Source organism: Cereibacter johrii (assembly GCF_001720585.1).
Taxonomy (GTDB): Bacteria; Pseudomonadota; Alphaproteobacteria; order Rhodobacterales; family Rhodobacteraceae; genus Cereibacter_A; species Cereibacter_A johrii.
On the sequence record NZ_MABH01000017.1, the window covers coordinates 1 to 26212 of the forward strand.

The 26212-nt window shown below is 70.0% G+C and carries 24 protein-coding genes; 7 read left to right on the forward strand and 17 right to left on the reverse strand.

Translation table 11 applies throughout. The annotated features are described in order from the left end of the window. A partial coding sequence (locus tag A9O63_RS00425) for a primosomal protein N' family DNA-binding protein (protein ID WP_459561992.1) occupies positions 1–304 on the reverse strand: 304 nt, incomplete at its 3' end. A 95-nt stretch (positions 305–399) separates the two neighbouring features. Between A9O63_RS00425 and fsa the strand changes: the two genes are divergently transcribed. From fsa to A9O63_RS00450, 5 genes are all read left to right on the forward strand, one after another. Next, complete coding sequence (fsa, locus tag A9O63_RS00430) at positions 400–1059, forward strand: fructose-6-phosphate aldolase (protein ID WP_069330151.1); 660 nt, start codon at positions 400–402, stop codon at positions 1057–1059. Between the two features lie 22 nt (positions 1060–1081). Further along, positions 1082–1771 carry a DUF484 family protein gene (locus A9O63_RS00435; protein ID WP_069330152.1) on the forward strand — a complete coding sequence of 230 codons (690 nt, stop codon included), beginning with the start codon at positions 1082–1084 and terminating at the stop codon, positions 1769–1771. After that, a complete protein-coding gene (locus A9O63_RS00440) occupies positions 1768–2688 on the forward strand; it encodes a tyrosine recombinase XerC (RefSeq protein ID WP_069330153.1) in 921 nt (306 codons plus the stop codon). Before A9O63_RS00435 ends, A9O63_RS00440 begins: the two co-directional genes overlap by 4 nt. Positions 2689–2796: 108 nt before the next feature. Beyond that, positions 2797–3519 carry an EF-hand domain-containing protein gene (locus A9O63_RS00445; RefSeq protein WP_069330154.1) on the forward strand — a complete coding sequence of 241 codons (723 nt, stop codon included), beginning with the start codon at positions 2797–2799 and terminating at the stop codon, positions 3517–3519. A 732-nt stretch (positions 3520–4251) separates the two neighbouring features. Next, the gene (locus A9O63_RS00450) at positions 4252–4968 is read left to right on the forward strand and encodes a CDP-alcohol phosphatidyltransferase family protein (RefSeq protein WP_069330155.1); all 717 of its coding nucleotides are present in this window, start codon (positions 4252–4254) and stop codon (positions 4966–4968) included. A gap of 7 nt (positions 4969–4975) precedes the next feature. Here the strand turns inward: A9O63_RS00450 and A9O63_RS00455 are convergent, their stop codons facing one another. The 6 genes from A9O63_RS00455 to A9O63_RS00480 all read right to left on the reverse strand — a co-directional run bounded on the left by A9O63_RS00455 (position 4976) and on the right by A9O63_RS00480 (position 12245). Further along, on the reverse strand, positions 4976–5812 hold the full coding sequence (locus A9O63_RS00455; RefSeq protein WP_069330156.1) for an EamA family transporter: 837 nt from the start codon (positions 5810–5812) through the stop codon (positions 4976–4978). Between the two features lie 63 nt (positions 5813–5875). After that, the gene (locus A9O63_RS00460; protein WP_069330157.1) at positions 5876–6319 is read right to left on the reverse strand and encodes a methylated-DNA--[protein]-cysteine S-methyltransferase; all 444 of its coding nucleotides are present in this window, start codon (positions 6317–6319) and stop codon (positions 5876–5878) included. Then, positions 6316–6561, reverse strand: a complete 246-nt coding sequence (locus tag A9O63_RS00465) for a DUF3253 domain-containing protein (protein ID WP_084295485.1) — start codon at positions 6559–6561, stop codon at positions 6316–6318. Before A9O63_RS00465 ends, A9O63_RS00460 begins: the two co-directional genes overlap by 4 nt. After that, positions 6545–9478, reverse strand: a complete 2934-nt coding sequence (ileS, locus tag A9O63_RS00470; protein ID WP_069330158.1) for an isoleucine--tRNA ligase — start codon at positions 9476–9478, stop codon at positions 6545–6547. The genes A9O63_RS00465 and ileS overlap by 17 nt, the downstream gene beginning before the upstream one ends. A 195-nt stretch (positions 9479–9673) precedes the next feature. Beyond that, the gene (locus A9O63_RS00475; protein WP_069330159.1) at positions 9674–10729 is read right to left on the reverse strand and encodes a YcjF family protein; all 1056 of its coding nucleotides are present in this window, start codon (positions 10727–10729) and stop codon (positions 9674–9676) included. A 100-nt stretch (positions 10730–10829) separates the two neighbouring features. Further along, entirely contained in the window at positions 10830–12245 is a 1416-nt protein-coding gene (locus tag A9O63_RS00480) for a YcjX family GTP-binding protein (RefSeq protein ID WP_069330160.1), read from the reverse strand. Positions 12246–12586: 341 nt separating this feature from the next. Between A9O63_RS00480 and truA the strand changes: the two genes are divergently transcribed. Then, on the forward strand, positions 12587–13354 hold the full coding sequence (gene truA, locus A9O63_RS00485; RefSeq protein ID WP_069330161.1) for a tRNA pseudouridine(38-40) synthase TruA: 768 nt from the start codon (positions 12587–12589) through the stop codon (positions 13352–13354). Positions 13355–13514: 160 nt separating this feature from the next. Here truA and A9O63_RS00490 read toward each other — a convergent pair whose 3' ends face one another. The 10 genes from A9O63_RS00490 to A9O63_RS00530 form a co-directional block, all read right to left on the reverse strand. Beyond that, positions 13515–15602, reverse strand: coding sequence for an exonuclease domain-containing protein (locus tag A9O63_RS00490; protein WP_069330162.1), 2088 nt, complete (start codon positions 15600–15602; stop codon positions 13515–13517). Positions 15603–15605: 3 nt separating this feature from the next. Continuing rightward, the gene (locus tag A9O63_RS00495; RefSeq protein ID WP_002720740.1) at positions 15606–15995 is read right to left on the reverse strand and encodes a response regulator transcription factor; all 390 of its coding nucleotides are present in this window, start codon (positions 15993–15995) and stop codon (positions 15606–15608) included. 1 nt (position 15996) lies between these two features. Then, positions 15997–16518 carry a hypothetical protein gene (locus tag A9O63_RS00500; protein ID WP_069330163.1) on the reverse strand — a complete coding sequence of 174 codons (522 nt, stop codon included), beginning with the start codon at positions 16516–16518 and terminating at the stop codon, positions 15997–15999. 10 nt (positions 16519–16528) lie between these two features. Then, positions 16529–18349, reverse strand: coding sequence for a DUF294 nucleotidyltransferase-like domain-containing protein (locus A9O63_RS00505; RefSeq protein WP_069330164.1), 1821 nt, complete (start codon positions 18347–18349; stop codon positions 16529–16531). 63 nt (positions 18350–18412) lie between these two features. Continuing rightward, positions 18413–20377, reverse strand: a complete 1965-nt coding sequence (locus tag A9O63_RS00510; protein WP_009561946.1) for a sodium:solute symporter family protein — start codon at positions 20375–20377, stop codon at positions 18413–18415. Positions 20378–20392: 15 nt separating this feature from the next. Then, positions 20393–20674, reverse strand: a complete 282-nt coding sequence (locus tag A9O63_RS00515) for a DUF4212 domain-containing protein (RefSeq protein ID WP_002720744.1) — start codon at positions 20672–20674, stop codon at positions 20393–20395. Positions 20675–20741: 67 nt separating this feature from the next. Further along, positions 20742–21431 (reverse strand): adenylate kinase, encoded by a 690-nt coding sequence (locus A9O63_RS00520; RefSeq protein ID WP_069330165.1) that lies wholly within the window; start codon positions 21429–21431, stop codon positions 20742–20744. Between the two features lie 3 nt (positions 21432–21434). Then, positions 21435–23396, reverse strand: coding sequence for an acetate--CoA ligase (gene acs, locus A9O63_RS00525; RefSeq protein ID WP_069330166.1), 1962 nt, complete (start codon positions 23394–23396; stop codon positions 21435–21437). A gap of 92 nt (positions 23397–23488) precedes the next feature. After that, positions 23489–23665, reverse strand: coding sequence for a sulfate permease (locus A9O63_RS23025; RefSeq protein ID WP_167354590.1), 177 nt, complete (start codon positions 23663–23665; stop codon positions 23489–23491). An 83-nt stretch (positions 23666–23748) separates the two neighbouring features. Further along, the gene (locus A9O63_RS00530; protein WP_069330167.1) at positions 23749–25386 is read right to left on the reverse strand and encodes a SulP family inorganic anion transporter; all 1638 of its coding nucleotides are present in this window, start codon (positions 25384–25386) and stop codon (positions 23749–23751) included. 72 nt (positions 25387–25458) lie between these two features. On the opposite strand from A9O63_RS00530, the gene A9O63_RS00535 reads away from it, so the two are divergent. Then, on the forward strand, positions 25459–25953 hold the full coding sequence (locus A9O63_RS00535; RefSeq protein ID WP_069330168.1) for a pyridoxamine 5'-phosphate oxidase family protein: 495 nt from the start codon (positions 25459–25461) through the stop codon (positions 25951–25953). The last annotated feature ends 259 nt before the right edge of the window (positions 25954–26212 follow it).

The window sequence follows — 26212 nt, forward strand, 5'->3', positions numbered from 1 at the left end:
CGAGCCGCAGCATCGCGGGCAGCGGGGTCAGGGTGTAGTCGGCGGCGCGCGCAAGAAAGAGCCGCATCTCCTCGCGCATGGGGGCTGCGTCGAGCACCCGCTCGATCCCGCGGAGCTTTGCCGCATCGAAGCCGCCCTCGCCCGGGCCCCAGACCACGCCCATCACCCGGCGCGGCCCGAGCGGCACGACCACATAGTCGCCCGGATCGCAGCCGCCTTCGGGCGCGCGATAATCGAGCACCCGGCCCAGCGGCTCGGTGGTCAGAACGCCCACCCGTGCGCCCTCTGCGAAGCGACCTGTCACGCGGCTTCCCTTTTCCCTAGCGCCCCGATGCGCTATTACACCGCAGACGGCGGGGACGACACCCCCGCGGAACCCCGAGCCAAGGAAGATCCCCCATGAAATTCTTCGTCGACTCCGCCGACGTCGCGGCGATTGCCGAACTCAACGCCCTCGGGATGGTGGACGGCGTCACGACGAACCCGTCGCTGATCCTGAAGTCGGGCCGCAACATCCTCGAGGTGACGAAGGAGATCTGCGACCTCGTCGCAGGTCCCGTCTCGGCCGAGGTCGTGGCCTCCACGGCAGAGGACATGATCGCTGAGGGCCGCCATCTGGCCGAGATCGCCCCGAACATCACGGTGAAGGTGCCGCTGACCTGGGACGGGCTCCGCGCCTGCAAGGTGCTCTCGGACGAGGGCCGCATGGTCAATGTCACGCTCTGCTTCTCGGTCAACCAGGCGCTTCTGGCGGCCAAGGCGGGCGCCACCTTCATCTCGCCCTTCATCGGCCGGCTCGACGACATCAACCTCGACGGGATGGAGCTGATCGCCGACATCCGTCAGGTCTATGACAATTACGACTTCAAGACGGAGGTTCTGGCCGCCTCGGTGCGCACGCCGAACCATGTGGCGGACTGCGCCCGGATCGGGGCCGACGTCATCACCGCCCCGCCCGCCGTCATCAAGGCGCTCGCCAACCATGTGCTGACCGACAAGGGGCTCGAGATGTTCAACGCCGACTGGGCCAAGACCGGTCAGTCGATCCTTCTGAAGTGAGCCTCTGACCGGCGAGGACGGCATGATCGAACAGGACCTGCGCGACAAGATCCTCGCGAGCCCCGAGGTGATCCTCGAGGACCGCGACCTGATGAAGGCCCTGATCGCCGCGAACGAGCGCGCGATGGGGGCCAACGTGATCGACCTGCGCGGCATCGCGATGGAGCGTCTGGAGGGCCGGCTCGACCGGCTCGAGGACACCCATCGCTCGGTCATCGCCGCGGCCTACGAGAACCTCGCCGGCACCAACCTCATCCACCGGGCGATCCTGCAGATGCTGGATCCGTTCGGCTTCGAGGAGTTCCTGCTGAACCTCTCGACCGAGGTCGCCCAGACGTTGCGGGTCGAGAGCATCCGGCTGGTGCTGGAAAGCCCGCAGCGCGAGGCCGATCCCGCCATCGACCGGCTGGGGGGCGTGCTTCAGGTGGTCGAGCCGGGCTTCGTCGCCGACTATGTGGCGGGCGGGCGCAATGTGCCGCTGCGCACCGTCACGCTGCGGCGCGCGCTGCCGGGGACCACGCTTTACGGCGATCTCTCCCCGCGCATCGCCTCCGAGGCGCTCATGCGGCTCGATTTCGGCCGCGGCCGTCTGCCGGGGATGCTCGTCATGGGCTCCGAGGATCCCGAACATTTCAAGCCCACGCAGGGCACGGACCTTCTCGCCTTCTTCGCGGCCGTGTTCGAGCGGACGATGCGCCGCTGGCTCTCATGAGCCTTGCGATCCCGCCCGCGGCGCGCGATGCGCTCGAGGCGTGGCTCACGCATCAGCGCGCGATCGAAGGCGCCTCGGCCCATACGATCCGCGCCTACACCGCCGATGTGACGGGGTGGCTCGCCTTCCTCGCCGGGCATCTGGGCGAAGGCTACGGGCTGAGGATGCTGGCCTCGGTGCCCCATGCCGACCTGCGCGCCTGGATGGCGCATGAGAGGGCCCGCGGCCTCGGCGCCCGCTCGCTCGCCCGCTCGCTGTCGGCGGTGCGCCAGTTCACCGGCTGGCTGGCCGAGCGCGAGGGCGTCGACGCGACGGCCGTCCTCTCGGCCCGCGGCCCGAAGTTCCGCCGCAAGCTGCCGCGGCCGCTGTCGGAGGCGGATGCGAAGGCGCTTCTGTCCACCGTGGCCGAGGAGGCCGCCGAAGACTGGATCCGGGCCCGCGACCTCGCGGTGGTGACGCTGCTCTACGGCTGCGGGCTGCGGATCTCCGAGGCGCTGGGGCTGCCCGGCACCGCCCATCCCCTGCCCGAGGTGCTGCGCATCAGGGGCAAGGGCGACAAGGAGCGGCTGGTGCCCTCTCTCCCCGTCGCGCGCGAGGCGGTGGCGCGCTATGCCGCGCTCTGCCCGTTCGACCTCGCTTCCGGAGTGCTTTTCCGCGGCGCCCGCGGCGGCCCGCTCAACCCGCGCCTCGTCGCCCGCACGATGGAGCGGGCGCGCGCGACCCTCGGTCTGCCGCCCACCGCCACGCCCCATGCGCTGCGCCATTCCTTCGCCACCCATCTGCTGAACGCGGGCGGCGACCTGCGCTCGATCCAGGAGCTGCTGGGCCATGCCTCGCTCTCGACGACGCAGGTCTACACCGCCGTGGACGGGGCCCGGCTGATGGAAGTCTATGCGAAAGCCCATCCCCGCGCCTGAAGGCCGGAGGATTCGCTTCAAGTCGCGGCACTTTCCATGTTCGGGTAAAGGAATGGTGCACCAGTTTCGCATAATGTGGGGTCGTGATCCTTAAGACAGGAGGCAGCCATGACCGTGATTGCGCTTTCCGGAACGGCCCGGTCGTCCGCGGTGATTGCGGCCCTGCGGCAGGCCCTGCCCTGGCAGCCGGGCCCGGCCGGCGGGGGCACCGCCCCGGCCGCTCCCGCCATTCCACCGCCGGACCCGGTGCGCGGCACCCCTCTGCGGACTGACGGCCGGTCCCTCTTTCACGCGCTGGTCGAGGCCGGCGACACCGATGGCGACGGATCGCTCAGCGCAGCCGAGCTCGACGCGCTTCTGAGCATCGAGAGCGGTGGCGAGGCGGAGGATACCCCCTCCAGCAACCCCCTTGTCGCTCTGGCCGATCAGGACGGCGACGGCGTGGTCAGTGCCGACGAGATGATCGCCGCCCAGGCGGCTGCGGCCCCGCCGCCCCCTCCGCCGGCCACGAAGACCGGCGGGCTCGCGGTGCTGATCGCCCGGGCGGACAAGGATGGCGACGGGGCGCTTTCCTCCGCCGAGATCGAGGCGGCCCAGATCGGCCCGATGCCGCAGAAGGCCGAGGAAGCGGCCGACCGTCAGGCCGAAAGCATCGCCGCCGGTGCCCCCGACCCGGCCACGAACGACCGTCAGGCGGAACGCGCCGTGGCGATGGAGATCTTCCGCCAGCTGCTGCTCGAGAGTTTCGCGCGCCCCGGCAAGGCCTCGGATGAACGCGAGGATGCGGCGCGGACCCGGCGCTTCCTCGAACGGCTGCGCGAACTGGCCTGATGTGCCCCCCGGGCCCGGGGGCGTCCCGCATCGGACAAGAGCGGCGAGATCCTCTGGAGCTTCGGCCAACGGGAAAGCGACAAGTTCGCCTGCCTTCTTCACGGCCAAGCGGCACGCGAGGTCGAATGCCCACGACGGAAGGCGAGGCCGCCGACAGGTCACAGGCGCCCTCTTGAGCAGGCCGCGGCCATGATCCCCTCCGGCATCCCACGGGCGACCGTGCCGGTCCACCGTCAGATCCGCGCTCGGAGGATGACCGCCCGCCCTCTTTGCTCTCGCGTGCCACCGCACCGCGCCGGGACGTTAGACCCGCCCCGAAGCTCCCCGCCTGCCCCCGCTCCCCTCGCCTCCGCACCGCACCACACCACACCACACCGGGCGTGACGTCAGGTCCGCGCCGGAGGATCTTCGCCTTTCCCCGCTCGCGCTTCCCCTCCGCACCACGCCGGGGGACCGTGCCGGAGGATCCCGCCTGCCCCGCTCTCGTCCGTCCGCACCGCGCCGGATGCGAGGCCAAACCCCCGGAGGATCCCCGCTTGCCCCGTTCCGGCGTCCGCACCGGACCCTGCCGGATGTGGCGTCAGATCCCCGCCGAGCCCCCCCGCCTGCCCCCTCCTCTTCCGGCGGGCGCGCCCGGCGCTCGGGTGCGGCCGGGATCTCGCGCCACCGCTGGCACGGGCGGACCTGGGGCGGCTCCTGCGACCGTCGGCCTGACTTGCCTCAGGGCGCGGGATGCGGCATGACGGGCAGATGAATGCACGCCTCAAAGCCCTGTTCGTCCACCTGCTGACCGCCACGGGCGCCGTGCTCTCGATGCTGGCCATGCTGGCGGCGGTCGAGGGAAAATGGAGCCTGATGTTCCTCTGGCTCGTCGTGGCGCTCCTCGTCGACGGGATCGACGGGCCGCTGGCCCGGCGCTACGACGTGAAGCGGAACTGGCCCACCTACGACGGCGTGCTGCTCGACCTCATCATCGACTATCTCACCTATGTCTTCATCCCGGCCTATGCGCTCTTCAAGTCGGGGCTCCTGACGGGCTGGACCGGCTGGCTCGTCATCATCGTCATCGTCTACGGATCGGCCATCTATTTCGTCGATACGCGGATGAAGACGAAGGATTATTCCTTCGCGGGCTTCCCGGCCTGCTGGAACATGGTCGTGCTCGTGCTTTTCGCGATCTCGCCGGGGGAATGGACCATCCTCGGCATCGTCCTCGCGCTGACGGCCGCGATGTTCACCAACCTCAAGTTCATCCATCCGGTGCGGACCGCCCGCTGGCGAATGGTCTCGCTGCCGGTGGCCTCGGCCTGGGTCTTCTTCGCCGCCTGGGCCGCCTGGGTCGAGTTCAACGAGCAGAGCTGGGCGCACTGGGGCCTCGTCGTGACCTCGGTCTATCTCGTGCTGGCGGGCGTAGCCCAGCAGATGCTGCCGCCCCGCGAGAGGGCCTGAGCCGCCCTCAGAGCCGGGTGAGCATCACGCCCGCCACGATCAGCGCCGAGGCCATGGCCTTGTCCCGCGTCATCCGCTCGCCGAAGACGAGCCAGCCGATCAGCACGGCAAAGAGGATCGAGGTCTCGCGCAGCGCCGCGACCACCGCGATGGGCGCGACCGTCATGGCCCAGATCGAGATCGCATAGGCTCCGTAGGAGGCGGCGCAGGCCGCCGTGCCGGAAGCCCAGGCCCGGGCATCGGCGCGCAGGAGCGCCGTCCCCTTCCAGGCGATCATGCCGGTGCCGAAGATGAGCCCGTCGGCCACGAACACCCAGGCCACATAGGCCACCGCGTCGCCCGAGACCCGCGCCCCCAGCCCGTCGATCATCGTGTAGCAGGCCGTCGCTGCCGCCGAGCCCAGCGCATAGGGCAGAAGCCTGCGCTCCTCGCCCGAGGTGAAGACCCCGCGCGCCATCAGGAGGATGCCCGCGCCGAGCACCGCGATCCCGGCATATTGCCCCGCCGTCACCGCGTCGGACAGCGCGAAGGCGCCCACCAGCGCCACCGCCATCGGTGCCGCCCCCCGCGCGATCGGATAGACGCGGCTCAGGTCGCCATGTTCATAGGCGAAGGTCAGGAAGGACTTGTAGGCGAAATGGCAGCAGCCCGCCGCGAGCACCCAGGGCCAGACCTCGGCCGCGGGCCAGGGCCGGGTCAGCGCGATGGCCAGCCCGATGGGCACCTCGGCCACCGACAGGATCACCATGGCCGCGACCTTCGAGGTCCCGACCTTGATGATCGCGTTCCAGCTCGCATGTAGGAAGGCCGCGCCGAGCACCGCCAGAAGGACAAAGAGGCTCATCCGCACCGCCTGCCACAGGACCCTCCACCGCTAGCCGGGCGGCGGCGCTTCCGCAAGGGCAGCTCAGATCAGAAGCGCGCCCTCGTGGCGCAAGAGCGCGATCTTGGTCTCGATCCCGCCCGGCGCCGAGAAGCCGCCGAGGCCGGTCGCGCCCAGCACCCGGTGGCAGGGCACGAGGATCGGCAGCGGGTTCTGCCCGCAGGCCCGCCCCACCGCCTGCGGCGGAATGCCGAGGCCGCGGGCAAGCTCGCCGTAACGGCGCGTCTCGCCGAACGGGATTGCGAGCAGCGCCTTGTGAAAGAGCGCGGCCCGGCCGGAGCCTGTGGCCAGCGGCAGCTCGAACCGGGGGAGGCGGCGGTCGAAATAGGCGGCGATCTGGGCCGCGGCCTCGGAGAGAAGCGGGCTCTCGCCGTCTGCCTCCTCGTCGCTCCAGGACAGGCGGACGAGCGTGCCGTCTTCCTCGGTCAGCACGACCCGGCCGACCGGCGTGAGGACCGCGCCCTTCATGGCAGGGACAGCCGCACCGGCCCGCGCACGGTCGCGGGGTCGACGGGACGGCCCTTCTGGCTCATGACGAGCCGGCCCTCGGCCACGCAGAGATCCGCCATACGGCGCACCTCCTCCATATGGGCGCGCCAGTCGGGGCCCATGCGGCGCGCGGCCTCGGAGGGGCAGAAGCTCGCGCCCCTGCCCCGCGCCTGCGCGAGATCCATCAGGACCGCGCGCACCCGCTCATCCGAGCGCGTCATTGCACCGGGCGCAGGTGCCGGGGTGCTTGTGCGTGCCCACGTCCGGCAGATATTGCCAGCAGCGCTCGCATTTGGCGCCCTCGGCCCGCTCGAACACAACGCCCACCCCCTGCACTTCCGGCAGGCGGAAGGCCTCGGACGGCATCGGATCGCCGGTCAGCGCCAGATCGGAGGTGATGCAGACCTCGGCGAAATCGACCGACTTCAGCGCCGAGAGCACCTCGGGCTCGCGCACATGGACGACGGGTGCCGCCTCGAGGCTGGCGCCGATCACCTTGGCCGTGCGCTGCACCTCGAGCGCGGCCGTCACCACGCGGCGCACCTGCCGCAGCGTCGCCCATTTCGCGGCGAGGGGCTCGTCGCGCCAGTCCGCGGGCGTCTCCGGCATGTCCTGCAGATGGATCGAGCTGTCCGCGCCCGGGAAGCGCGAGAGCCACACATCCTCCATCGTGAAGACGAGGATCGGCGCGAACCAGCTGGTCAGCCGGTGGAACAGCAGATCCATCACCGTGCGTGCCGCGCGGCGGCGGAGGCTCGAGGCCGCGTCGCAGTAGAGCGCATCCTTGCGGATGTCGAAGTAGAAGGCCGAGAGGTCGCTGGTGCAGAAGGTGAAGAGCTTCTGGAACACGCCCTGGAAGTCGTAGGCCGCATAGCCGCGCCGCACCTCGGTATCGAGTTCGGCCAGCCGGTGCAGCACCCAGCGCTCCAGCTCGGGCATGTCGGCGGGGGCCACGCGCTCCTCCTCGGAGAAGCCGCCGAGCGCGCCCAGCATGTAGCGCAGCGTGTTGCGCAGCCGGCGGTAGCTGTCGGCGGTGCCCTTCAGGATCTCCTTGCCGATGCGCTGGTCGACCGTGAAGTCGGCCTGCGCCACCCAGAGCCGCAGGATGTCGGCGCCGTACTGGTCGATCACCTCCTGCGGGACCACGGTGTTGCCGAGCGACTTGGACATCTTCATGCCCTTCTCGTCCAGCGTGAAGCCGTGGGGCACGACGCCCCGGTAGGGCGCGCGCCCCTTGGTGCCGCAGGCCTGCAGCATCGAGGAATGGAACCAGCCGCGGTGCTGGTCGGTGCCTTCCATATAGACGTCGGCGATGCCGTCCTCGGTCCCGTCCGGCCGGTCGCGCAGCACGAACGCATGGGTCGAGCCGCTGTCGAACCAGACGTCGAGCACGTCGAAGATCTGCTCGTAGGCCTCGGGATCGTGGAGCCCGCCCAGCACCTGGGCCTTGAAGCCCTGGCGATACCAGACGTCCGCGCCCTCGGCCTCGAAGGCGGCCGAGATGCGGGCGTTGACCTCAGGGTCCTTCAGCAGGAAGTCCGGGTCGGTGGGTTTCGCCCCCTTCTTCACGAAGCAGGTGAGCGGCACGCCCCAGGCGCGCTGGCGGCTGAGCACCCAGTCGGGCCGCGTCTCCATCATGGAATGGAGGCGGTTGCGGCCCGAGATCGGCGTGAACTTCACCAGCTCCTCGATCGAGCGCAGCGCGCGCTTGCGGATCGTGTCGCCATACGCGCCCATCCCGTCGTCGAGCGGATGGTCGATGGCCACGAACCATTGCGGCGTGTTGCGATAGATCAGCGGCGCCTTCGACCGCCAGGAATGCGGGTAGGAATGTTTGAGCTTGCCCTTGGCGAAGAGCGCGCCCGCCCGGGCCAGAGCCTTGATGACCTCGACGCTGGCGGGGCCCTCCTTGCCCTCGGGCGTGATGATGACCTGCCCGCCGAAGAGCGGCAGGTCCGCCCGGTAGGAGCCGTCCTCGAGCACGTTGTAGGTCATGGGCAGGCCGAACTTCAGGCCCAGCTGATAGTCGTCGTCGCCGTGCGAGGGCGCGGTATGGACGAAGCCCGTTCCCGCATCGTCGGTGACATGCTCGCCCGGCAGCATCGGCACGTCGAAGTCCCACTCGCCCGCCGAGCCCTCGAGGCCCCGGAACGGATGGGCCAGCACGAAGCCCCGCAGCTCGTCGGCCGAGACGGCGCGCAGCCGCGTCGCGCCCTCGATCCGGGCCGACTTGAAGATGCCCGCCGACAGCTTGTCGGCCACGATCACCGTCTCGCCCACCTTCGCGGCGGCATTCTCGGCCACCGCCTCGATGCGGTAGAGGCCGTAGGCGATCTCGGGATTGAAGGCCACGGCGCGGTTCTGCGGGATGGTCCAGGGCGTCGTGGTCCAGATCACGACCGAGGCCGCCAGCGCCTCGGTCTGCAGGCAGGCTTCGGCCTCGGGGAAAGCCCCCGCCGCCACGACCGGGAACTTCACCCAGATCTGGTGCGAGGTATGGTCGTGATATTCGACCTCGGCCTCGGCCAGCGCGGTCTTCTCGACCGGGCTCCACATCACGGGTTTCGAGCCCTGATAGAGCGTGCCGTTCATCAGGAACTTCATGAATTCCTCGGCGATGACCGCCTCGGCATGGAAGTCCATCGTCAGGTAGGGATCGGCCCAGTTGCCGGTGACACCCAGCCGCTTGAACTCCTCGCGCTGGATCTGCACCCAGCCCTCGGCGAACTTCCGGCCCTCCTGCCGGAAGGCCACCACATCCACATCGTCCTTGTTCAGGCCCTTGGCGCGATACTGCTCCTCGATCTTCCATTCGATCGGCAGGCCGTGGCAATCCCAGCCCGGCACATAGCGCGCGTCGAAGCCCATCATCTGGTGCGAGCGCACGATCATGTCCTTGATCGTCTTGTTCAGCGCGTGCCCGATATGCAGGTGCCCGTTGGCATAGGGAGGGCCGTCATGCAGCGTGAAGGGCTTGCGGCCCGTCTTCTCGCGCAGGCGGTCGTAGATCCCGATCTCTTCCCAGCGCGCCAGCCACTCCGGCTCGCGCTGGGGCAGGCCCGCGCGCATCGGGAAGTCGGTCTCGGGCAGGAAGACGGTGTCCTTGTAGTCGGGGACGGTGGTCGTGTCGGCGGACATCGGATGCGGTCCTTTGGGGATGTGGGGGATCGGGCGCGCCCCCCGGGGGCTCTGCGCCGCGCAAACGTCGTCACCCGGCGCCTGAGATCAGGACGCCGGGCCGGTAATTCGGGCGATGATCGCGATGCGATGCCTCATGGGCTGGCTTATAGCCGCGCCCCGCGGGCCGGTCCAGTGGCCCGCGGCAGCGGCGGTTCACCGGTCGAAGAGGCCGGTGAGGCTGCGGCTGATGAGGTTCGTGACCTTCGGGCGCGGCGCGGTGTGGAAGGGCAGCGGGCGGCAGAGCTCCATCGCGGCCACGCCCACCCGCGCGGTGAGGGCGCCGTTCACCATCCCCTCGCCGAACCGGCGCGAGACCTTCGAGAGCACGCCCCCGCCCGCGACCGAATGGAGCAGATCGTCGGTCATGGCCACCGCCCCCGCCGCGATCAGCGACGAGAAGACCCGGCGCAGCAGCCGCACGCTGCCGAAGCTGCCCGACCGCCCGCCGTAGATCTCGGCGATGCGGCGCACCATGCGGAGATTGGCATAGAGCGCAGTCGCCACATCGGCGAGCGCCAGGGGCACCAGCGCCGTCACCGCCGCCACCTGCCGCGCCGCCGCCTCGATCTCGCGCCGCGCGCTCTGATCGAGCGTCACGAGAAGCTCGTTCTCGGCCAGCCCGAGGAGGCCGTCCACATCGAAGACCTCGGCCTGCCGCTCGGCCAGCCGGGCCTTCCCCCAGCGCAGGTCGGCGCGGTGGCCATAGATCTTCTCGATGGCCGTCACCACGCGGCGCGCGGCCTTGAGATCGTTCGCGGCCCGTGCGGCGACGGCGGCCTCGCGCAGGCTGTCGAGCCGCTCGAGCCGGACATAGGCCCACCATTCGCGCAGCGCGAGGGCCAGCGCCGTGAGAACGGCCGTCCCGATCAGCACGAAGGCCGCGGCGCCAAGGACGCTGTTGCGCGACAGGAGCGACGTCACGAAGTCCCAGGCCGCGACCGACAGGACGAAGGTCAGGAGCGTGCCGAAGATCCAGCCGGCGAAGCGGCCCAGACGCGAGCTGCGAACCGTGGCGATGCGGCTTGCGGCCAGCATCGCCTGCCCCTGCGGCAGGTCGAGATCGGGCACAGGCGGCACGTCGGCGGGCGTGGGCCCCGAGACGGTCTCGGGCGCCGCGGCCGGGCGGCGGGCGCGGGGCGCATCGGCCGCAGTCTCCTCGCGCGTGTCCCAGTCGAGGAGCAACGGCTTCTTCGGGGGCTTGTCGCTCACGGCGTCTCTCCCAAGGGATGAAGGATGGCGACCCGACGGGCGTTGGGGTCCCGCAAGGTCCGGCCCGGGCGCAGGCCCGCGGAACTGGCCCCCGGGCGCCTCACAGCCGGTCTCCGATCAGGAACTCGGCCGCACGGTCGAGCCGGATGTGCGGCGGCCCCTCGCCCGGTTTCAAGAGCACGCGCGCCGGCGCAAAGGTCATCAGCGCGAATTCCGCATCGAGCCAGCGCTCCACCCCCTCTCGGGCGGGCGAAAGGATCCGCGACGGGTCCGAGGGCAGCTCGCCCGGATACATCGCCACCTGCCGGCCGTTCGCAAGAAGCCGCCCCCGCACCGCCTCGACCGTCTCGCCGTGGCGCGTCACCTCCTCCTCGACCGTGGCGCGGATCGAGGCCAGCGACATGGCCGCGGTGAGCGAGCCTGCGAAGGCCGCCCGGTCGCGCGCCTCGCGCAGCATCGCCTCCATGATGGCAGTGAGTTTCGGGTGCTGCGTGTGGTGCAGATGGTCGGCCATCGTGGCCGCAAACAGGATCCGCTCGACCCGGTGGCCCAGGAGCAGCGTCGACAGGAACGAGTTCCGCCCGGGCCGGAAGGCCGTCAGGATCTCGGCCATGGTGCGGCGCAGATCCTCGAGCGCCTGCGGCCCGGCATGGATCGCTCCCAGCGCATCGACAAGCACCACCTGCCGGTCGATCCTTGCGAAATGCTCGCGGAAGAAGGGGCGGACCACATTCTCCTTGTAGCTCTCGTAGCGCCGGCCCATCTCGCGCCAGAGGCTGGTGCGGGTGGCCTGCGCGGGCATCGGCAGCGGCGCGAAGGTCAGGACCGGCGAGCCCGCGAGATCGCCCGGCAGCAGGAACCGCCCCGGCGTGCAGTCCGACCAGCCCGCCTTCCGCGCCGCCTGCAGATAGGCCGTGAAGCTCGCCGCCAGCGCCTGCGCCTGCGGCTCCTCGAGCGGCAGCGACCCGTCGGCCGCCCGCGCCGTCGCCATGAAGTCGCGCGCCTCCTCGCGGGTCGCCAGCCGCTTCAGCGTCTCCTCGGACCATTGCGCATAGCTCTTGTCGAGAAGCGACAGATCGAGGAGCCACTCGCCGGGGTAATCCACGATGTCGAGATGGACCGTGCGCGGCCCGGTGAGGCCCGAGATCATCCCCGAGGGCCGCACCCGGAACGACAGGCGCAGCTCCGAGATCGAGCGGGTGGAGGAGGGCCAGCGCGGATCCTCGCCCAAGATGGCCGCCAGATGGTTCTCGAAGTCGAAGCGCGGCAGCGTGTCGTCGGGCTGCGGCTGAAGGAAGACAGCCTCGATCCGGCCCTCGGCATGGGCGCGCAGCTGCGGCATCCGCCCCCGGTCGAGCAGGTTCGCCACGAGCCCGGTGATGAAGACCGTCTTTCCGGCCCGCGACAGGCCGGTGACACCGACCCGGATCACCGGCTCGAAGAAGGTTTCGGAGACGGTGCTGACGGCGCCCTCGATGCCGCGCGCCACACCGTCGGTCAGTCTGCGGAAAACCACGCGCCTGCCTCTCGTTGTGCCGCTCTCAGGATAGGCGGCCCTTGCCCATGGATGTAGGCGCGCCGGGCCGCTGTGCCAACAGGCCGCAGAGGAAGTGGCCCGCAGGCAGCCCGCGAGAGGCCGCGACGCTTGCCCTCCCGGGCCGCGCCACGGCCACTGTCCAGACGCGATAGCAGTCTTTGCTATCGCGTCTGCTTCGGCCCGCCGCCCGCCCGTCGGCGCCCCTCTCGGCGGCGCCTCCGGGCCTCCGGCCCCATCCGGCCCGCCCCCGCCATTCGCGCTTCGTGAATGGCGGGCCTCGCCCGCTTGGCAGCGCGGGGCTGCAATGCTAGGGGGCCGTCATGCCGAGATATGCGCTCAGGATCGAATATGACGGGAGCCCCTTCGCGGGCTGGCAGCGGCAGGCCGCGCTCGCGTCCGTTCAGGGCGCGATCGAGACGGCGCTCGGCAGGCTCGAGCCCGGTCCCCACACGATCGCCGCGGCAGGGCGGACCGACACGGGCGTCCATGCGACCGGACAGGTCGCCCATTGCGACCTCGTCCGGGACTGGGACCCGTTCCGCCTCGCCGGGGCGCTGAATGCGCATCTGAAGCCCCTGCCCGTCGCCATCGTCGCCGCGGCGCGGGTGCCGGAGGAGTTCCACGCCCGCTTCTCGGCCGTCGAGCGGCGCTATCTCTTCCGGCTGCTCGCGCGCCGTGCGCCCGAGGTCCACGACCGCGGCCGGGTCTGGCGCGTGCCCCATCCGCTCGACGCCGAGGCGATGCGCGCGGGCGCGGCCCATCTCGTGGGACGGCACGATTTCACCACCTTCCGCGCCGCGGGCTGCCAGGCCGCCTCGCCGGTCAAGACGCTCGACGCGCTCACGCTCGAGACGGTGGAGGGGACGAACGGCATCGAATACCGGTTCCGCCTGCGGGCGCGGAGCTTCCTGCACAATCAGGTCCGCTCCATCGTGGGCACGCTCGAGCGGGTGGGCGCGGGCGCCTGGGCGCCCGATCAGGTCCGGGAGGCGCTGGAGGCCCGCGACCGCGCCGCCTGCGGGCCGGTCTGCCCGCCGCAGGGGCTCTATCTGACCGGCGTGGGCTATCCGGCCGACCCGTTCGCCTGAGGGTCCGAACCTCCGCTCTGCCCGCAGACCTCAAGGCGCCCGATCCGCCGCCGGCGCGGTGGCACCGGGGACAGGGCGGGATCTCCGCAGTCCCGCGGGCCGGTGCTCCCCGTGCCGGGCCGCTGTCCGGGACAGGGCGGCAAGCCTGCCCGCAGGCCGCTCAGGCGTCGGTCAGATGCGGCTCGTTCAGATCCTTGAGCAGCCGTCCGTGCCGGCGCACCTCCGAGAGCACGGCGCCGAAGGTCTCGAACCCCCGCCCCTGCAGCATCGGCAGGAGCTTGAGGAAGGCATCCGCCGTGGCCACCGTGTCGCCGATGGCCGTGTGCCGCGCCTCCTCGGGGATGGTGATGCCGAGCCGGTGGGTCAGGGCATCGAGACTGTGCACGTCGCTCTGCCCGAAGAGCACCGCCGAGAGCAGCACGGTATCGAGGATCGGATTGTCGAAGCGGCGGCCGATCAGCGGCTCGGCCCGGCGCAGGAATTCCATGTCGAAGGGGGCGTTGTGGGCCACGAGCACCGCGCCTTCGGCAAACTTGTGGAACCGGCGCCCCACCTCGACGATGTCGGGCGCCTCGGCCACCATCGCATCGGTGATGCCATGGACCTCGGTCGAGGAGGGCGGGATCGGCCGGTGCGGATTGACCAGCGTGTCGAGCACCTCGGCCTCGACCCGGCGGCCGTTCACGATGCGCACCGCGGCGATCTGCACGATCTCGTCCTGCGAGGGCATGAGGCCCGTCGTCTCGGTATCGAAGACGACATAGGTCAGATCCTCGAGCCGCGCCTCGGCCACCTTCTCGTAGCGCGCCTTCGACAGAAGCTCGAAATCATAGACCACGGCGCGGGGAATGGGCCGCGGGCGGCGACCCGTGCGGCGCGCGGTGCGCAGCGGCAGGCAGAGGGCCGAGGCGCCGGCCCCCGCAGGCTCGGGCCAGATCTCGGTCGTGTGGGTAGAGAGCACCGTGCGCCCCGTCACCTCGGGCACGCCCGGCTCGAGCGGCTCGCCGAGCCAGTCCTCGAGAAGGCCCACAGGCAGCGGCTCGCCGTGCCAGACGAGACGCAGCATGGCCTCGGTGCCGTCCTCGGTCAGGGTCACGCGGAAGTCGTGGCCGGTGCGCCGCGCCGCCACCCGGGCCGCCAGCGTCGCCACGAGGCCGATCACCTCGAAGCCGTTGCAGCGCAGGAGGAGCGGCGCCTCGCCGATCTCGGCCGAGAGGCCCGCCTGCTCCATCCGCGCGCGCAGCCCGTCGAGCAGGTCCGAGGCCCGCGTCAGCGACAGCGGCCAGCCGTCGTGGCGGCTCTCGTCGTGGCGCGCGCCGAGCTCGGTCACGGCGGCGGCGAGACCCGCCGCCTCCTGCCGCAGCGCGCGGTCCATGTCGGGGGGCGGGCAACTGCCGGGCGGCAGCACCTCGAACAGTGTCTGCAGGTTCGCCGCCGGCCGCCGGATCCGGTCGAAGACCTCGGCCAGCAGCGCCTCGCGCCGGGCGTAGGAGGCCAGCGCCGAGGTCACGTCGCGCAGCGTGAGCACATAGCCGGGCTTCGTCGTCTCGCCTCCGATCAGCCGCATCCGCGCGGCCAGCACCCGCGCCCCCACGACGGTGGTGCAGAGGATGTCCGAGGCCGCATCCGGGTCGCCCGCCTCGATCAGCCGCCGGTGCGCATGGCGGATCGGCCCGTCGCGCAGATAGTCGAAGAGGTTGCGGTCGAGCCCCGGCGCGCCGGCCGTGTTCATCAGGTCGGTCGCGGGGCCGTTGTAGAAGACGAGCTGGTGGTCGCCCGAGCAGAGCAGCAGTCCCACCGGCACGTCCGACAGGAGCGCCTCGAGCCGCGCCTTTTCCGACGACAGGCGTGAGGTCTCGCGCGCCACCGACTCGGCCAGCGCGTCGCGCGTCTCGGCAAGCGTGAGGGCGGTTGCCGAGGCGGCGGGCGCCAGATCGCCCAGATAGCGGGCGGTCGGCTCCTCGATGCCGCCGTCGATGCGGGCATGGGCGCGGGCGCGCAGCTTCGAGGCCAGCCGGATGATCGGCAGCGCCACATTGGCGTCGAAGAGATACCAGATCCAGGTGACGAGCCCGAGGATCACGAGCCCCGCCACCAGACCCACCTGCTCGAAGGCGGGCAGAAGCTCGGGGGCGTCGAGGCGCCGGTAGGCGAGGAACAGTCCGATCGCCACCGCCACGTTCGCCCCGCCCGCGAGCGCCGCGAAGAAGAGCAGGATCCGCAGGCGCAGGTTGAGGCGGTCGAGCATGGCTCAGCCCCCCTCGCCCAGCAGCCGGCGCACCTCCTCGCGCAGGGCCTTCAGCTCGAACGGTTTCGAGATGAAGCCGTCGGCCCCCAGCGCGAGCCCCTTCTTGCGCTCGATGGCCGAGCCGCGGGCCGTCATCATCAGGATCTTGACGTGGGCGAGCGTCGGATCGAGCCGCACGCCCTGACAGATCTCGTAGCCGGAGACCTCGGGCAGCATCACGTCGAGCAGCACGAGATCGGGATGGGTCGAGCGGATGCGGCCCAGCGCCTCCGCGCCGCTGGCCACCCGGTCGTGCTCGTAGCCTTCGCGTGTGATCAGATAATCGAGCGCGATGGCGATATTGTCCTCGTCTTCCACCACGAGGATCCGGCGCTTTCTGGCTCCATCGGCCATGTCACCCCTCCCTGCAGGCCGCCTTCAGCAGTTCGTCCTCCTCCCCGGCCGGCGCCCAGTCGGTGCCGGTCAGGGTGCCGTCGGGCCGGAGTTCCGACCCGGTCTCGAGATTTGCGGTGCGCCGGCCTTCGCAGTCGAAGGCCATGGGAACGCGCTGGGTATTGTGCCAACGCTGCACCACCACCACGTCGGCGCGCCGGATGCCCGGATCGCTTTCCGACCGGAGCAGCGCGGTGCGGTCGAGCGCCATGAAGCGCGTGGTGACCGGAAAGACCAGCGTCCAGGGCCGGAGACCCACGCGATCCTCGGGCGTCGAGATCATCACGACCTCAGCCGGCAGCGCCGCGGCGACGCGCGGATACCAGGTGTATTCGTTCCAGATCGAGAAGAAGAGCATCCCCGCCCCCGCCGCGATCGGCACGATCCACTTCGGCAGCCGCCGGCGGCTGAGGAGGCGCAGGAGCAGCGCGATCCCGGCAAGACCGGCTCCGGCGGCGAGGGTGGCGAGGAGGTCCATGACCATGAGGGGGCCTTCAGGTGCGCGCGCCGCGGGCAGAGCCCAGCGCGGATTGCATGGTGCGCACGACGACGAAGGCGTCGCGCAGGTGACTGCGCTCGAAATCCGACAGGTCCGAGGGTGCGAGGAAATTGTCCGGCGCGCGGCCCGACCGGATCAGCCGCGCCTGGTTCTCGAGCCGGATCTGGGCGATCATGTCGTAGGCTTCGATCAGGTCGCGCGCGCCCGAGACAGAGATCACGCCCGCATTCTCGGCCGCCTGCAGCCGGGCGCGCGTGTTCACGGCCCCGAGCTCGCCGATCAGCGCATAGACGCGTCCGAGGTCGATCACCGGCACGACGCCGTTGTGCTTGAGGTCGATGTGGTTCTTGTGCTCGCCCGACCGGATGGTGGCAAAGCCCCGGATCAGCCCCAGCGGCGGCATGTGCTTCAGCGAATTCGCGATCATGTGCGCGACGAAGATCGAATTCTTCGCAGCCATGCCCAGCGTGTCGGCCTGTAGCTCGTGGAACAGGCTCTCGTCGCCGCCGATGGGGCGCAGGTCGAACATGACCGAGGAGAGCATCTGCGCCATCGGGTCGGGCCGGTCGATCCAGCCGAGGAAATACTGCCGCCAGACCGCGAGCGGCTGCCGCCAGCGCGGGTTGGTGGCCATCATCTCGCCCGGGCAATAGACATAGCCGCAGGCGTCGAGCCCGTCCGACACGAAGGCCGCGAGGGCCGAGAAATAGGGTGCGTCGGCGGGCAGCGTCTTGTCCGACAGGATCAGGCAGTTGTCCTGATCCGAGACGCCGGTCTGCTCCTGCCGCCCCTGGCTGCCGCAGGCGCACCAGCAATAGGCCACCGGCGGCGGCCCGAGCTCGGCCTCGGCGAGCGTGAGCAGGCGGCGCGTCACCGTATCGGAGATGTCGGTGATGAGCCGCGTGACCACCTCGTGCGAATTGTGCCCCGCCACGAGCTGCACGAGGAGCTTCGGGATCCGCCCCGTGACCGCCTTCAGTTCGTCGAGCGACTCGGCCGTGGCCGCATCGCGCACGAGCTGCGCCGAGGAGACGGCCTGAAAGCGGGTGAGGTCGGTCTGGGTGATCATGCCGACGAGGCGGCCCTCCTCGACCACCGGCAGATGGCCGATGCGCCGCTCGAGCATCACATGCAGGATGTCCGACCCCAGCGCCTCGGGCGAGAGCGCGATCGGGTCGCGGGTCATCACCTCGGCCACGGGGGTCGCCGGATCGAGCCCCGTGGCCACGACCTTGTTCGTCATGTCGCGGGTGGTCACGATGCCGAGGAAGGCGTGGCCCTCGACCACGCCCAGCGACGAGACGCCCGCGTCGCGCATCTTCATGGCAGCGGCGCGGATCGTGTCGGCCGGGCCGCAGGTCACGGGCTTGCGCGCCATGAGGTCGGCCACCTTCTGCGTCGTGAGGTCGGAGGCGCGGTAGCCTTGCGTCCGCCGCCGGGTGAAGAACCGCTCGAAGGCCGGCGAGGCGGCGAAGAGATGGCGGAATTCGTCGGCGGGCAGCATGAGCAGCACGCCCTCCGAGGTGGACTGCGCCGTGGTCGCGGCGCGGCCGTCGCGCATGAGGCCCCGCTCGCCGAAGGAGTTGCGCGGGCCCAAGACCGAGATCACGTCGCCCGAAGGCTCGAGGATCTCCACCCCGCCCCGCTTGACGAGATAGAGGCCCGTCAGCCGCTCGCCGTGACGGTAGATCGTCTCGCCGGCGGCGATCTCCCTGCGGCTGAAGCAGCCGGCGACACGCGCCAGCTCGTCCCGCGGCAGGCTGTCGTAGGGATGCACCGTCTCCAGAAAGCTCACGATGGTCTGCACGTCTTCCATGAGGCTCCTCGACACTGCACCGGATCGGCGCGCCCCCCTGCCGGGGGACGCGCCCTTGGCCCCTCAGTGGGCCGTGGCCTTGCCGGCACCGCGCGGAATGCGGATGCTTTCGACCAGCTCGACCACCTGACGCGGCGGAGCCTTCGTCACCGCCGAGACCGCGAAGGCCACGGCGAAGTTCAGGATGGCGCCGATGGTGCCGATCGACAGCGGCGAGATGCCGAAGAAGTAGTTCGCGGGCACGTCGGCATAGACTTCCGTCCCGGGGATGAAGAACCAGCCCTTGTAGAGGAAGATGTAGACCGAGGTGAAGACGAGGCCCACGAGCATGCCGAGGATCGCGCCTTCCTTGTTCACGCGCTTCGAGAAGATCCCCATCATCAGCGCCGGGAAGATCGTCGCGGCGGCCAGACCGAAGGCCAGCGCCACCACCTGCGCGGCGAAGCCGGGCGGGTTGAGGCCGAGCCAGGTCGAGATCACGATGGCGAAGGTCATCGAGATCCGCGCGGCCAGAAGCTCGCCCTTCTCCGAGATGTTCGGATTGATCGAGCCCTTGATGAGGTCGTGCGAGATCGCCGAGGAGATGGCGAGCAGGAGGCCTGCCGCGGTCGAGAGGGCGGCGGCCAGAGCCCCCGCAGCCACGAGCGCGATCACCCAGCCCGGAAGGGCCGCGATCTCGGGGTTGGCCAGCACCATGATGTCGTTGTCGACCTTGACCACCTCGTTGGCGACCCAGCCGCGCTCGGCCAGCGTCTGGCCGCCCACGGTGACTTCGGCGCCCTTGGCGATGCGGGCCTCGTTGGCCGCCGCCAGAGCCGCCTCGAGCTCGGTGATCCGGGCCGCGTCCGCATTGGCCGCGCGCGCGTCGGCGAGGGCCTTGGTCGCGCCCTCGACGGCCTTGTTCTCGGCGGCGAGCTTGGCATCGTTGAAATACTGGATCTTGCCGTCGCCGTTCAGGTCCTGAAGGACGAGGAGACCCGTCTGCTCCCAGGTGCGCACCCAGCTCAGCTTCGGATCGTTCTGGATCGCATCGAGCGAGACCGCATCCTGATCCAGCGCGTTGCCGGTCACGGCACCGGGCCACATGGTCGTGGTGAAGTTCAGCCGCGCCATCGAGCCCACGGCCGGAGCCACGGTGTAGAGGAGCGCGATGAAGACAAGCGCCCAGCCGGCCGAGGAGCGGGCGTCGGCCACCTTCGGCACGGTGAAGAAGCGGATGATGACGTGCGGCAGGCCCGCGGTGCCGATCATCAGCGACATGGTGAAGAGGAACATGTTCAGCATCGAGGGCGTGTCGGCGGTGTAGGCGGTGAAGCCCAGTTCCGTGACCACCTGATCGAGCTTGGCCAGGAACGCCTGGTCGCCGCCCGCGGGCGCATAGTCGCCGATCAGGCCGAGCTGGGGCAGGAAGGCCCCCGTCAGCGCGAGCGAGATGAAGATCGCGGGGATCGTGTAGGCGATGATGAGCACGACATACTGGGCGACCTGCGTGTAGGTGATGCCCTTCATGCCGCCGAACACGGCATAGGCGAAGACGATCGCCGCGCCGATATAGAGGCCCATGTCGGTCGAGACTTCGAGGAAGCGCGAGAAGGTCACGCCCACGCCGCGCATCTGCCCGATCACATAGGTGATCGAGATGATGATGAGGCAGACCACCGCCAGAAGCCGGGCGCCGCCCGAATAGAAGCGGTCACCGATGAATTCCGGCACGGTGAACTTGCCGAACTTGCGCAGGTAGGGCGCGAGCAGCAGGGCCAGAAGCACATAGCCGCCGGTCCAGCCCATGAGGAAGGCCGACTGGGTGTAGCCGCCGGCCGGGGCGAGCGCGATGATGCCCGCCATCGAGATGAAGGAGGCCGCCGACATCCAGTCCGCGCCCGTGGCCATGCCGTTCATGACCGGGTGCACGCCCTGACCGGCGGCATAGAACTCTGCGGTCGAACCCGCCCGGGCCCAGATCGCAATCCCGACGTAGATGGCAAAGGTGATGCCGACCACGATCAGGTTGAGAGTGAATTGATCCATCCTGTGCGGCTCCCCTTACTCGTCCACGCCGTATTCACGGTCGAGCTTGTTCATCCGCCAGGCGTAGACGAAGATCAGCACGAGGAAGACGTAGATGGAGCCCTGCTGGGCGAACCAGAAGCCGAGGTCGGCCCCGCCCACCATGATGCCCTCGAGCGCGGGGCGCAGGATGATCCCCAGTCCGAACGAGCAGGCGAACCAGATCGCCAGCGAGATGAGGATGATGCGGACGTTCGCCGACCAGTAGGCATTCGACGACGTCCGGTCTGATGTCACATGACCAGTTCTGTCCACCATTGGACTTCCTCCCTGTAGGTTTCTTCTCCCCGCCCGGTCCCTCCTCCTCGAGGGACGCGGGCCTCGTTCACGCCGACACGCGGTCCACGATGCGGCCGAGGGCGCTCGCGATCTCGTCGATGGCTCCCATCGCATCGATCCGTTCGAGCACGCCGCGGCCGGCGTAGTAGGCGATCAGCGGTGCCGTCTGCGCATGGTAGGCGGCGAGCCGCGCTCCCACCGTTTCGGCATTGTCGTCGGGACGGCGCTTGAACTCCGTCCCGCCGCACTTGTCGCAGGTCCCCGCACGCGCGGGCTGCTTGAAGCTGTCGTGGTATCCCTCGCCGCAGGTGGCGCAGGTGCTGCGGCCCGACACCCGCTCGACCATGGCCCCGTCATCGACCTCGAGGCTGATCGCCGCCGTGACCCGCTGGCCCGCCCGCTCGAGGAGCCCGTCGAGGGCCGCGGCCTGCCCCGCGGTGCGGGGAAAGCCGTCGAGGATGATGCCGCGCGCGACATCGGGCTGCGCCATCCGGTCGGCGAGGATCGCAAGCACGATCTCGTCCGAGACGAGGCCCCCCGCCTCCATCACCGCCTTCGCGGCCATGCCCGCAGGCGTGCCCGCGGCCACCGCCGCGCGCAGCAGATCGCCCGTCGAGAGCTGGACGAGGCCGAAGCGCTCCTCGAGCATCCGGGCTTGGGTGCCCTTGCCCGCGCCCGGAGGCCCGAGCAGGATCAGCACGGGCGGACGGGTGGTCGTCTCGGTCACGCCCTCCATGCCTCAGCCCCGGTTCTTGCGGTTGGCGATCAGGTCGTCGACCACCGACGGGTCGGCCAGCGTCGTGGTGTCGCCGAGCGAGCCGAAGTCGTTCTCGGCGATCTTGCGCAGGATGCGGCGCATGATCTTGCCCGAGCGGGTCTTGGGCAGGCCGGGCGCCCACTGGATCACGTCGGGCGAGGCGATGGGGCCGATTTCGGTGCGGACCCATTTCACCAGATCCTTGCGCAGTTCCTCGGTCGGCTGGACCCCGTTCATCAGCGTGACATAGGCATAGATGCCCTGCCCCTTGATGTCGTGCGGATAGCCCACCACCGCGGCCTCGGCGACCTGCGCATGGGCGACCAGCGCCGATTCCACCTCGGCGGTGCCCATCCGGTGGCCCGAGACGTTGATGACGTCATCGACCCGGCCCGTGACCCAGTAATAGCCGTCCGCATCGCGACGGCAGCCGTCGCCGGTGAAGTAATAGCCCTTGTATTGCGAGAAATAGGCCTCTTCGAACCGCTCGTGGTCGCCCCAGAGCGTGCGCATCTGCCCCGGCCAGCTGTCGGCGATGCAGAGCACCCCCTCGGTCGCCGTCTCGTGCAGCTCGTGCCCGTCGGTCGGGTCGAGGATCACCGGCTTCACCCCGAAGAAGGGCTTCGAGGCGGCACCCGGCTTCACCGGGGTGGCCCCCGGCAGCGGCGTGATCATGTGGCCGCCCGTCTCGGTCTGCCAGAACGTGTCGACGATCGGGCAGCGGCCCTTGCCGACATGGGTGTTGTACCAGCTCCAGGCCTCGGGGTTGATCGGCTCGCCGACCGACCCCAGGAGCTTCAGCGACGACAGGTCGTACTTCTCCACCCATTCCGGCCCGAGGCCCATCAGCGAGCGGATCGCCGTCGGCGCGGTGTAGAACTGGTTGACCTTGTGCTTCTCGCAGACGGCCCAGAAGCGGCCGGCATCGGGATAGGTCGGCACGCCCTCGAACATGAGCGTGGTCGCGCCGTTCGCCAGCGGACCGTAGACGATGTAGCTGTGGCCCGTGACCCAGCCCACGTCCGCCGTGCACCAGAAGACGTCGCCGTCATGGTAATCGAAGGTCATCTGGTGGGTCATGGCGGCATAGGTCAGATAGCCGCCCGAGGTGTGCACGACCCCCTTCGGCTTGCCGGTCGAGCCCGAGGTATAGAGGATGAAGAGCGGATCCTCGGCATTCACCTCCTCGATCGGGCAGTCGGGCGAGGCGTGGCGCATCAGCTCCTTCACGTCCACGTCGCGGCCGTCCATCCAGTGGATCTGGTCGCCCGTGTGCTTGACGACGAGGCAGCGCACCCGGTCCGAGCAATGCAGGAGCGCGGCATCGGTGTTCGACTTCAAGGGCGTGCGCCGACCGCCGCGCGGGGCGGTGTCGGCGGTGATGACGACCTTGGCCTGGCAGTCGTTGATGCGGTTCGCCAGCGCGTCGGGCGAGAAGCCCGCGAAGACGACGGAATGGATGGCGCCGATCCGGGCGCAGGCCAGCATCGCATAGGCGGCCTCGGGGATCATCGGCAGATACATCACCACCCGGTCGCCCTTGCGCACGCCCTGGCTCACCAGCACATTGGCCATCCGGCAGACCTGGTCGTGCAGCTCCTGATAGCTGATGTGCTGGGCCGGCGCGTTCGGATCATCCGGCTCCCAGATGATCGCGGTCTGCTTGGCGCGCGTCGCGAGGTGCCGGTCGATGCAGTTCCAGGCGATGTTCAGCGTGCCGTCCTCGAACCATTTGATCGAGACCTCGCCCGGCCGGAAGCTCGTGTTCTTGACCTTGGTGTAGGGCTTGATCCAGTCGAGCCGCTTGCCCTGTTCGCCCCAGAATGCCTCCGGGTCGGCCACGGATGCAGCATACATCCGCTCGTAGCCGGCCGCGTCGACATGGGCCTGCGCAATGAAATCTGCCGACGCGGTATAGACCGCATTCGTCTGAGCGTGATCCATGAAAGCTCCTCCAACAGGCGGGCCGCGCACGGCCCGCTACAAGGCCGCAACGGCGGCCACCCTCCTCCATTAGCCAGAGTGTAACGCATCAGTCAATTTTCGCGTAACTCTTTTTGCAGCCATGATTTTTCTGTCACTTTTTTTACTGATATTCTCGAAAAGCTGTAAATCATGAAAACGGACAGCGCCATTTGCGCTTGTTTTTCAACGCCCTGCCCGCGCGCGAATGACGCAGGGGGAAGCGCCCGCGCAAGGAGAGCCGGAGTCATGGGCGCTGCGGCTCTCCCTACGCGGGAGCGGCCAGCGGCGCTATGCCGCTGCCGGCGAGGCTCCGCCAAATTCCGCGATTCGTTCAGCTTTCGGAAAGGATCGCGTCCACGCCCGCCACGTCGGGCACATAGCGCACCAGCGGCTCGCGCAGCCCCTGCGCCAGCAGCACGCGGCGCACCTCGAGATTGGCCCCGGTCAGGAAAAGCTGCCCGCCGCGGCGGTGCATCTTGTGGGCGAGAAGCTCGAACGAGCGCGCGCCCGAACTGTCGATGAAGGGCACCTCGGCAAAGTCCAGCACGAAGGCACGCGGCCGCTCGGCGAACCGGTCGAGGGCCGAGCCGAGCATCGCCGCCGCCCCGAAGAAATAGGGCCCGCGCAGCCGGTAGACGACGCGCTCGGCCGTGACGGCGCCACCCGCCTCGGGCACCTGCGCGGGCTCGGCCGAGGCCGCGTCGGACATGCGCCGGATGAAGACGAGCCCGCCCAGCGCGAAGCCCACGACGATCCCCTCGGTCAGGTCGCGGAAGACGACGAGCAGGAAGGTCGCGAGCACCACCATCGCATCGCCGCGCGAGGTGCGCAGGAGGGCCCAGAATTCCTCCTTCTCGAACATGTTCCAGGCCACGACGGCAAGGAGCCCCGCCAGCGCCGCAAGCGGGATGTAGGCGGCCAGCGGCGCCGCCACCAGCATGAAGCCCAGCACGAAGAGCGCATGCAGCATCCCCGACACCGGCCCGCGCGAGCCCGCGCGCACGTTGGTGGCCGTCCGGGCGATGGTGCCCGTGACGCAGAAGCCGCCGAAGAGCGCCGAGCCCACGTTGGCCCAGCCCTGCGCGATGAGTTCGGCGTTGGGCCGGTGCTGCGTCCCCGCCATCCCGTCCGCCACCACGGCCGACAGGAGCGACTCGATGGCACCGAGCAGCGTGAAGCTCACGGCCCAGGGCAGCGCCGCGAGGATCGCCTCGCGGTCGAGGGCCGGCAGGGCGGGCGTCGGCAGCATCTTCGGCAGTTCGCCGAAGCGCGTGCCGATGGTCTCGACCGGCAGCTTCAGGACGAGCACCGCGACCGAGGCCAGAACGATGGCGATGAGAAGGCTCGGCAGCCGCGGAGAGAGGCGCTTCAGCCCCTCGATCATCGCGATGGTGCCCACGGCCACGCCGAGTGCCGCGGGCGTGAGCGTCCCGCGCGCGGCCCAGAGCGCCTCGACCTTCGCCACCAGCGCCGAAGGCTCGGGGCCCGCGAGCGTCAGGCCCAGCAGCTCCTTCATCTGGCTCGCGGCGATGATGACCGCGATCCCCGCCGTGAAGCCCACCGTCACCGGATAGGGAATGAAGCGGATGTAGCTGCCGAGCTTCAGCGTGCCGACGGCGATCAGCAGGAAGCCCGACAGGAAGGTGGCGAGGATCAGGCCCTCGATCCCCGTCTGCATCACGCAGGCCGCGACGAGCACGATGAAGGCGCCCGCGGGGCCTCCGATCTGGAAGCGGCTTCCGCCCAGCGCCGAGACGAGAAAGCCGCCCACGATGGCGGTGTAGAGCCCGCGTTCGGGGCCCACCCCCGAGGCGATGGCGATGGCGGTCGAGAGCGGCAGCGCGACGATCGCCACGGTCAGGCCGGCCAGCGCATCCGCGCGCAGGTCGCGCAGCCCGTAGCCTTCGCGGAACACCGTCACGATCTTCGGCAGAAAGTGATCCCAGAAGGTGAGGCTTGTCCCGCGCATGTCCGTGCCTGTATCGCTTGGTGTCGCAAGCGGAGCGCCCGGCTCCGCAGCTTGTCAAGCGTCCCCCGGATCATGCCCGAGCCCCGAGACCTCCTGCAATCGGCCGATGACGAGGCCCGCGCCCTCGCCCGGAGCCTCCTCGCCCGCGCGCGCCACGCGGCACTGGCCGTCACCGATCCCGCCACCGGCACGCCGGGAATCAGCCTGATCGCCTTCGGGCTCGACCCGGAGGGCCTGCCGCTGACGCTCGTCTCCGCGCTTGCGCCCCACCGCGAGGCGCTGCGCCTCCATCCCGAGGCCGCCATCCTGGTGGGCGAGCCCGGCGAGAGGGGCGACCCTTTGACGCACCCCCGGCTGATGGTGAAGGTACGGGCCGCGTTCGTCCCCCGGACGGCGCCCGAGCATGGGGCGCTCCGCGCGCACTGGCTGGCCACCCATCCCAAGGCGAAGCTCTACGTGGACTTCCCCGATTTCGCCTTCGTGCGCCTTGCGCCGGTCTCGGCGGTGCTGAACGGCGGCTTCGGCCGCGCCTGGCGCCTCGCGCCCGAGGATCTGCGCCCGGAGTGACGGGCCCGTCTCCCTCCCCCGGGGCCTGTCCCGCCGCCCTGCCCGCCCGGCCCCGGCTCTCCCGTGACCGGCGGCCGCGCTCCTTCCCCACGCGACAGTCAGGCCCCGTGATCGCGCGCGGGCTTGCCAGCGGCCCGGTGGCCTCGCTACCTTCCGCGCATGAGGATGATCGCATGACCTTCACCCGGCGCTGGCTGCTCTCGGCGCTTCTGGCCAGCGCGGCCAGCCCGGTGCTGGCCGAGGCCCCGCTCACCTCGCC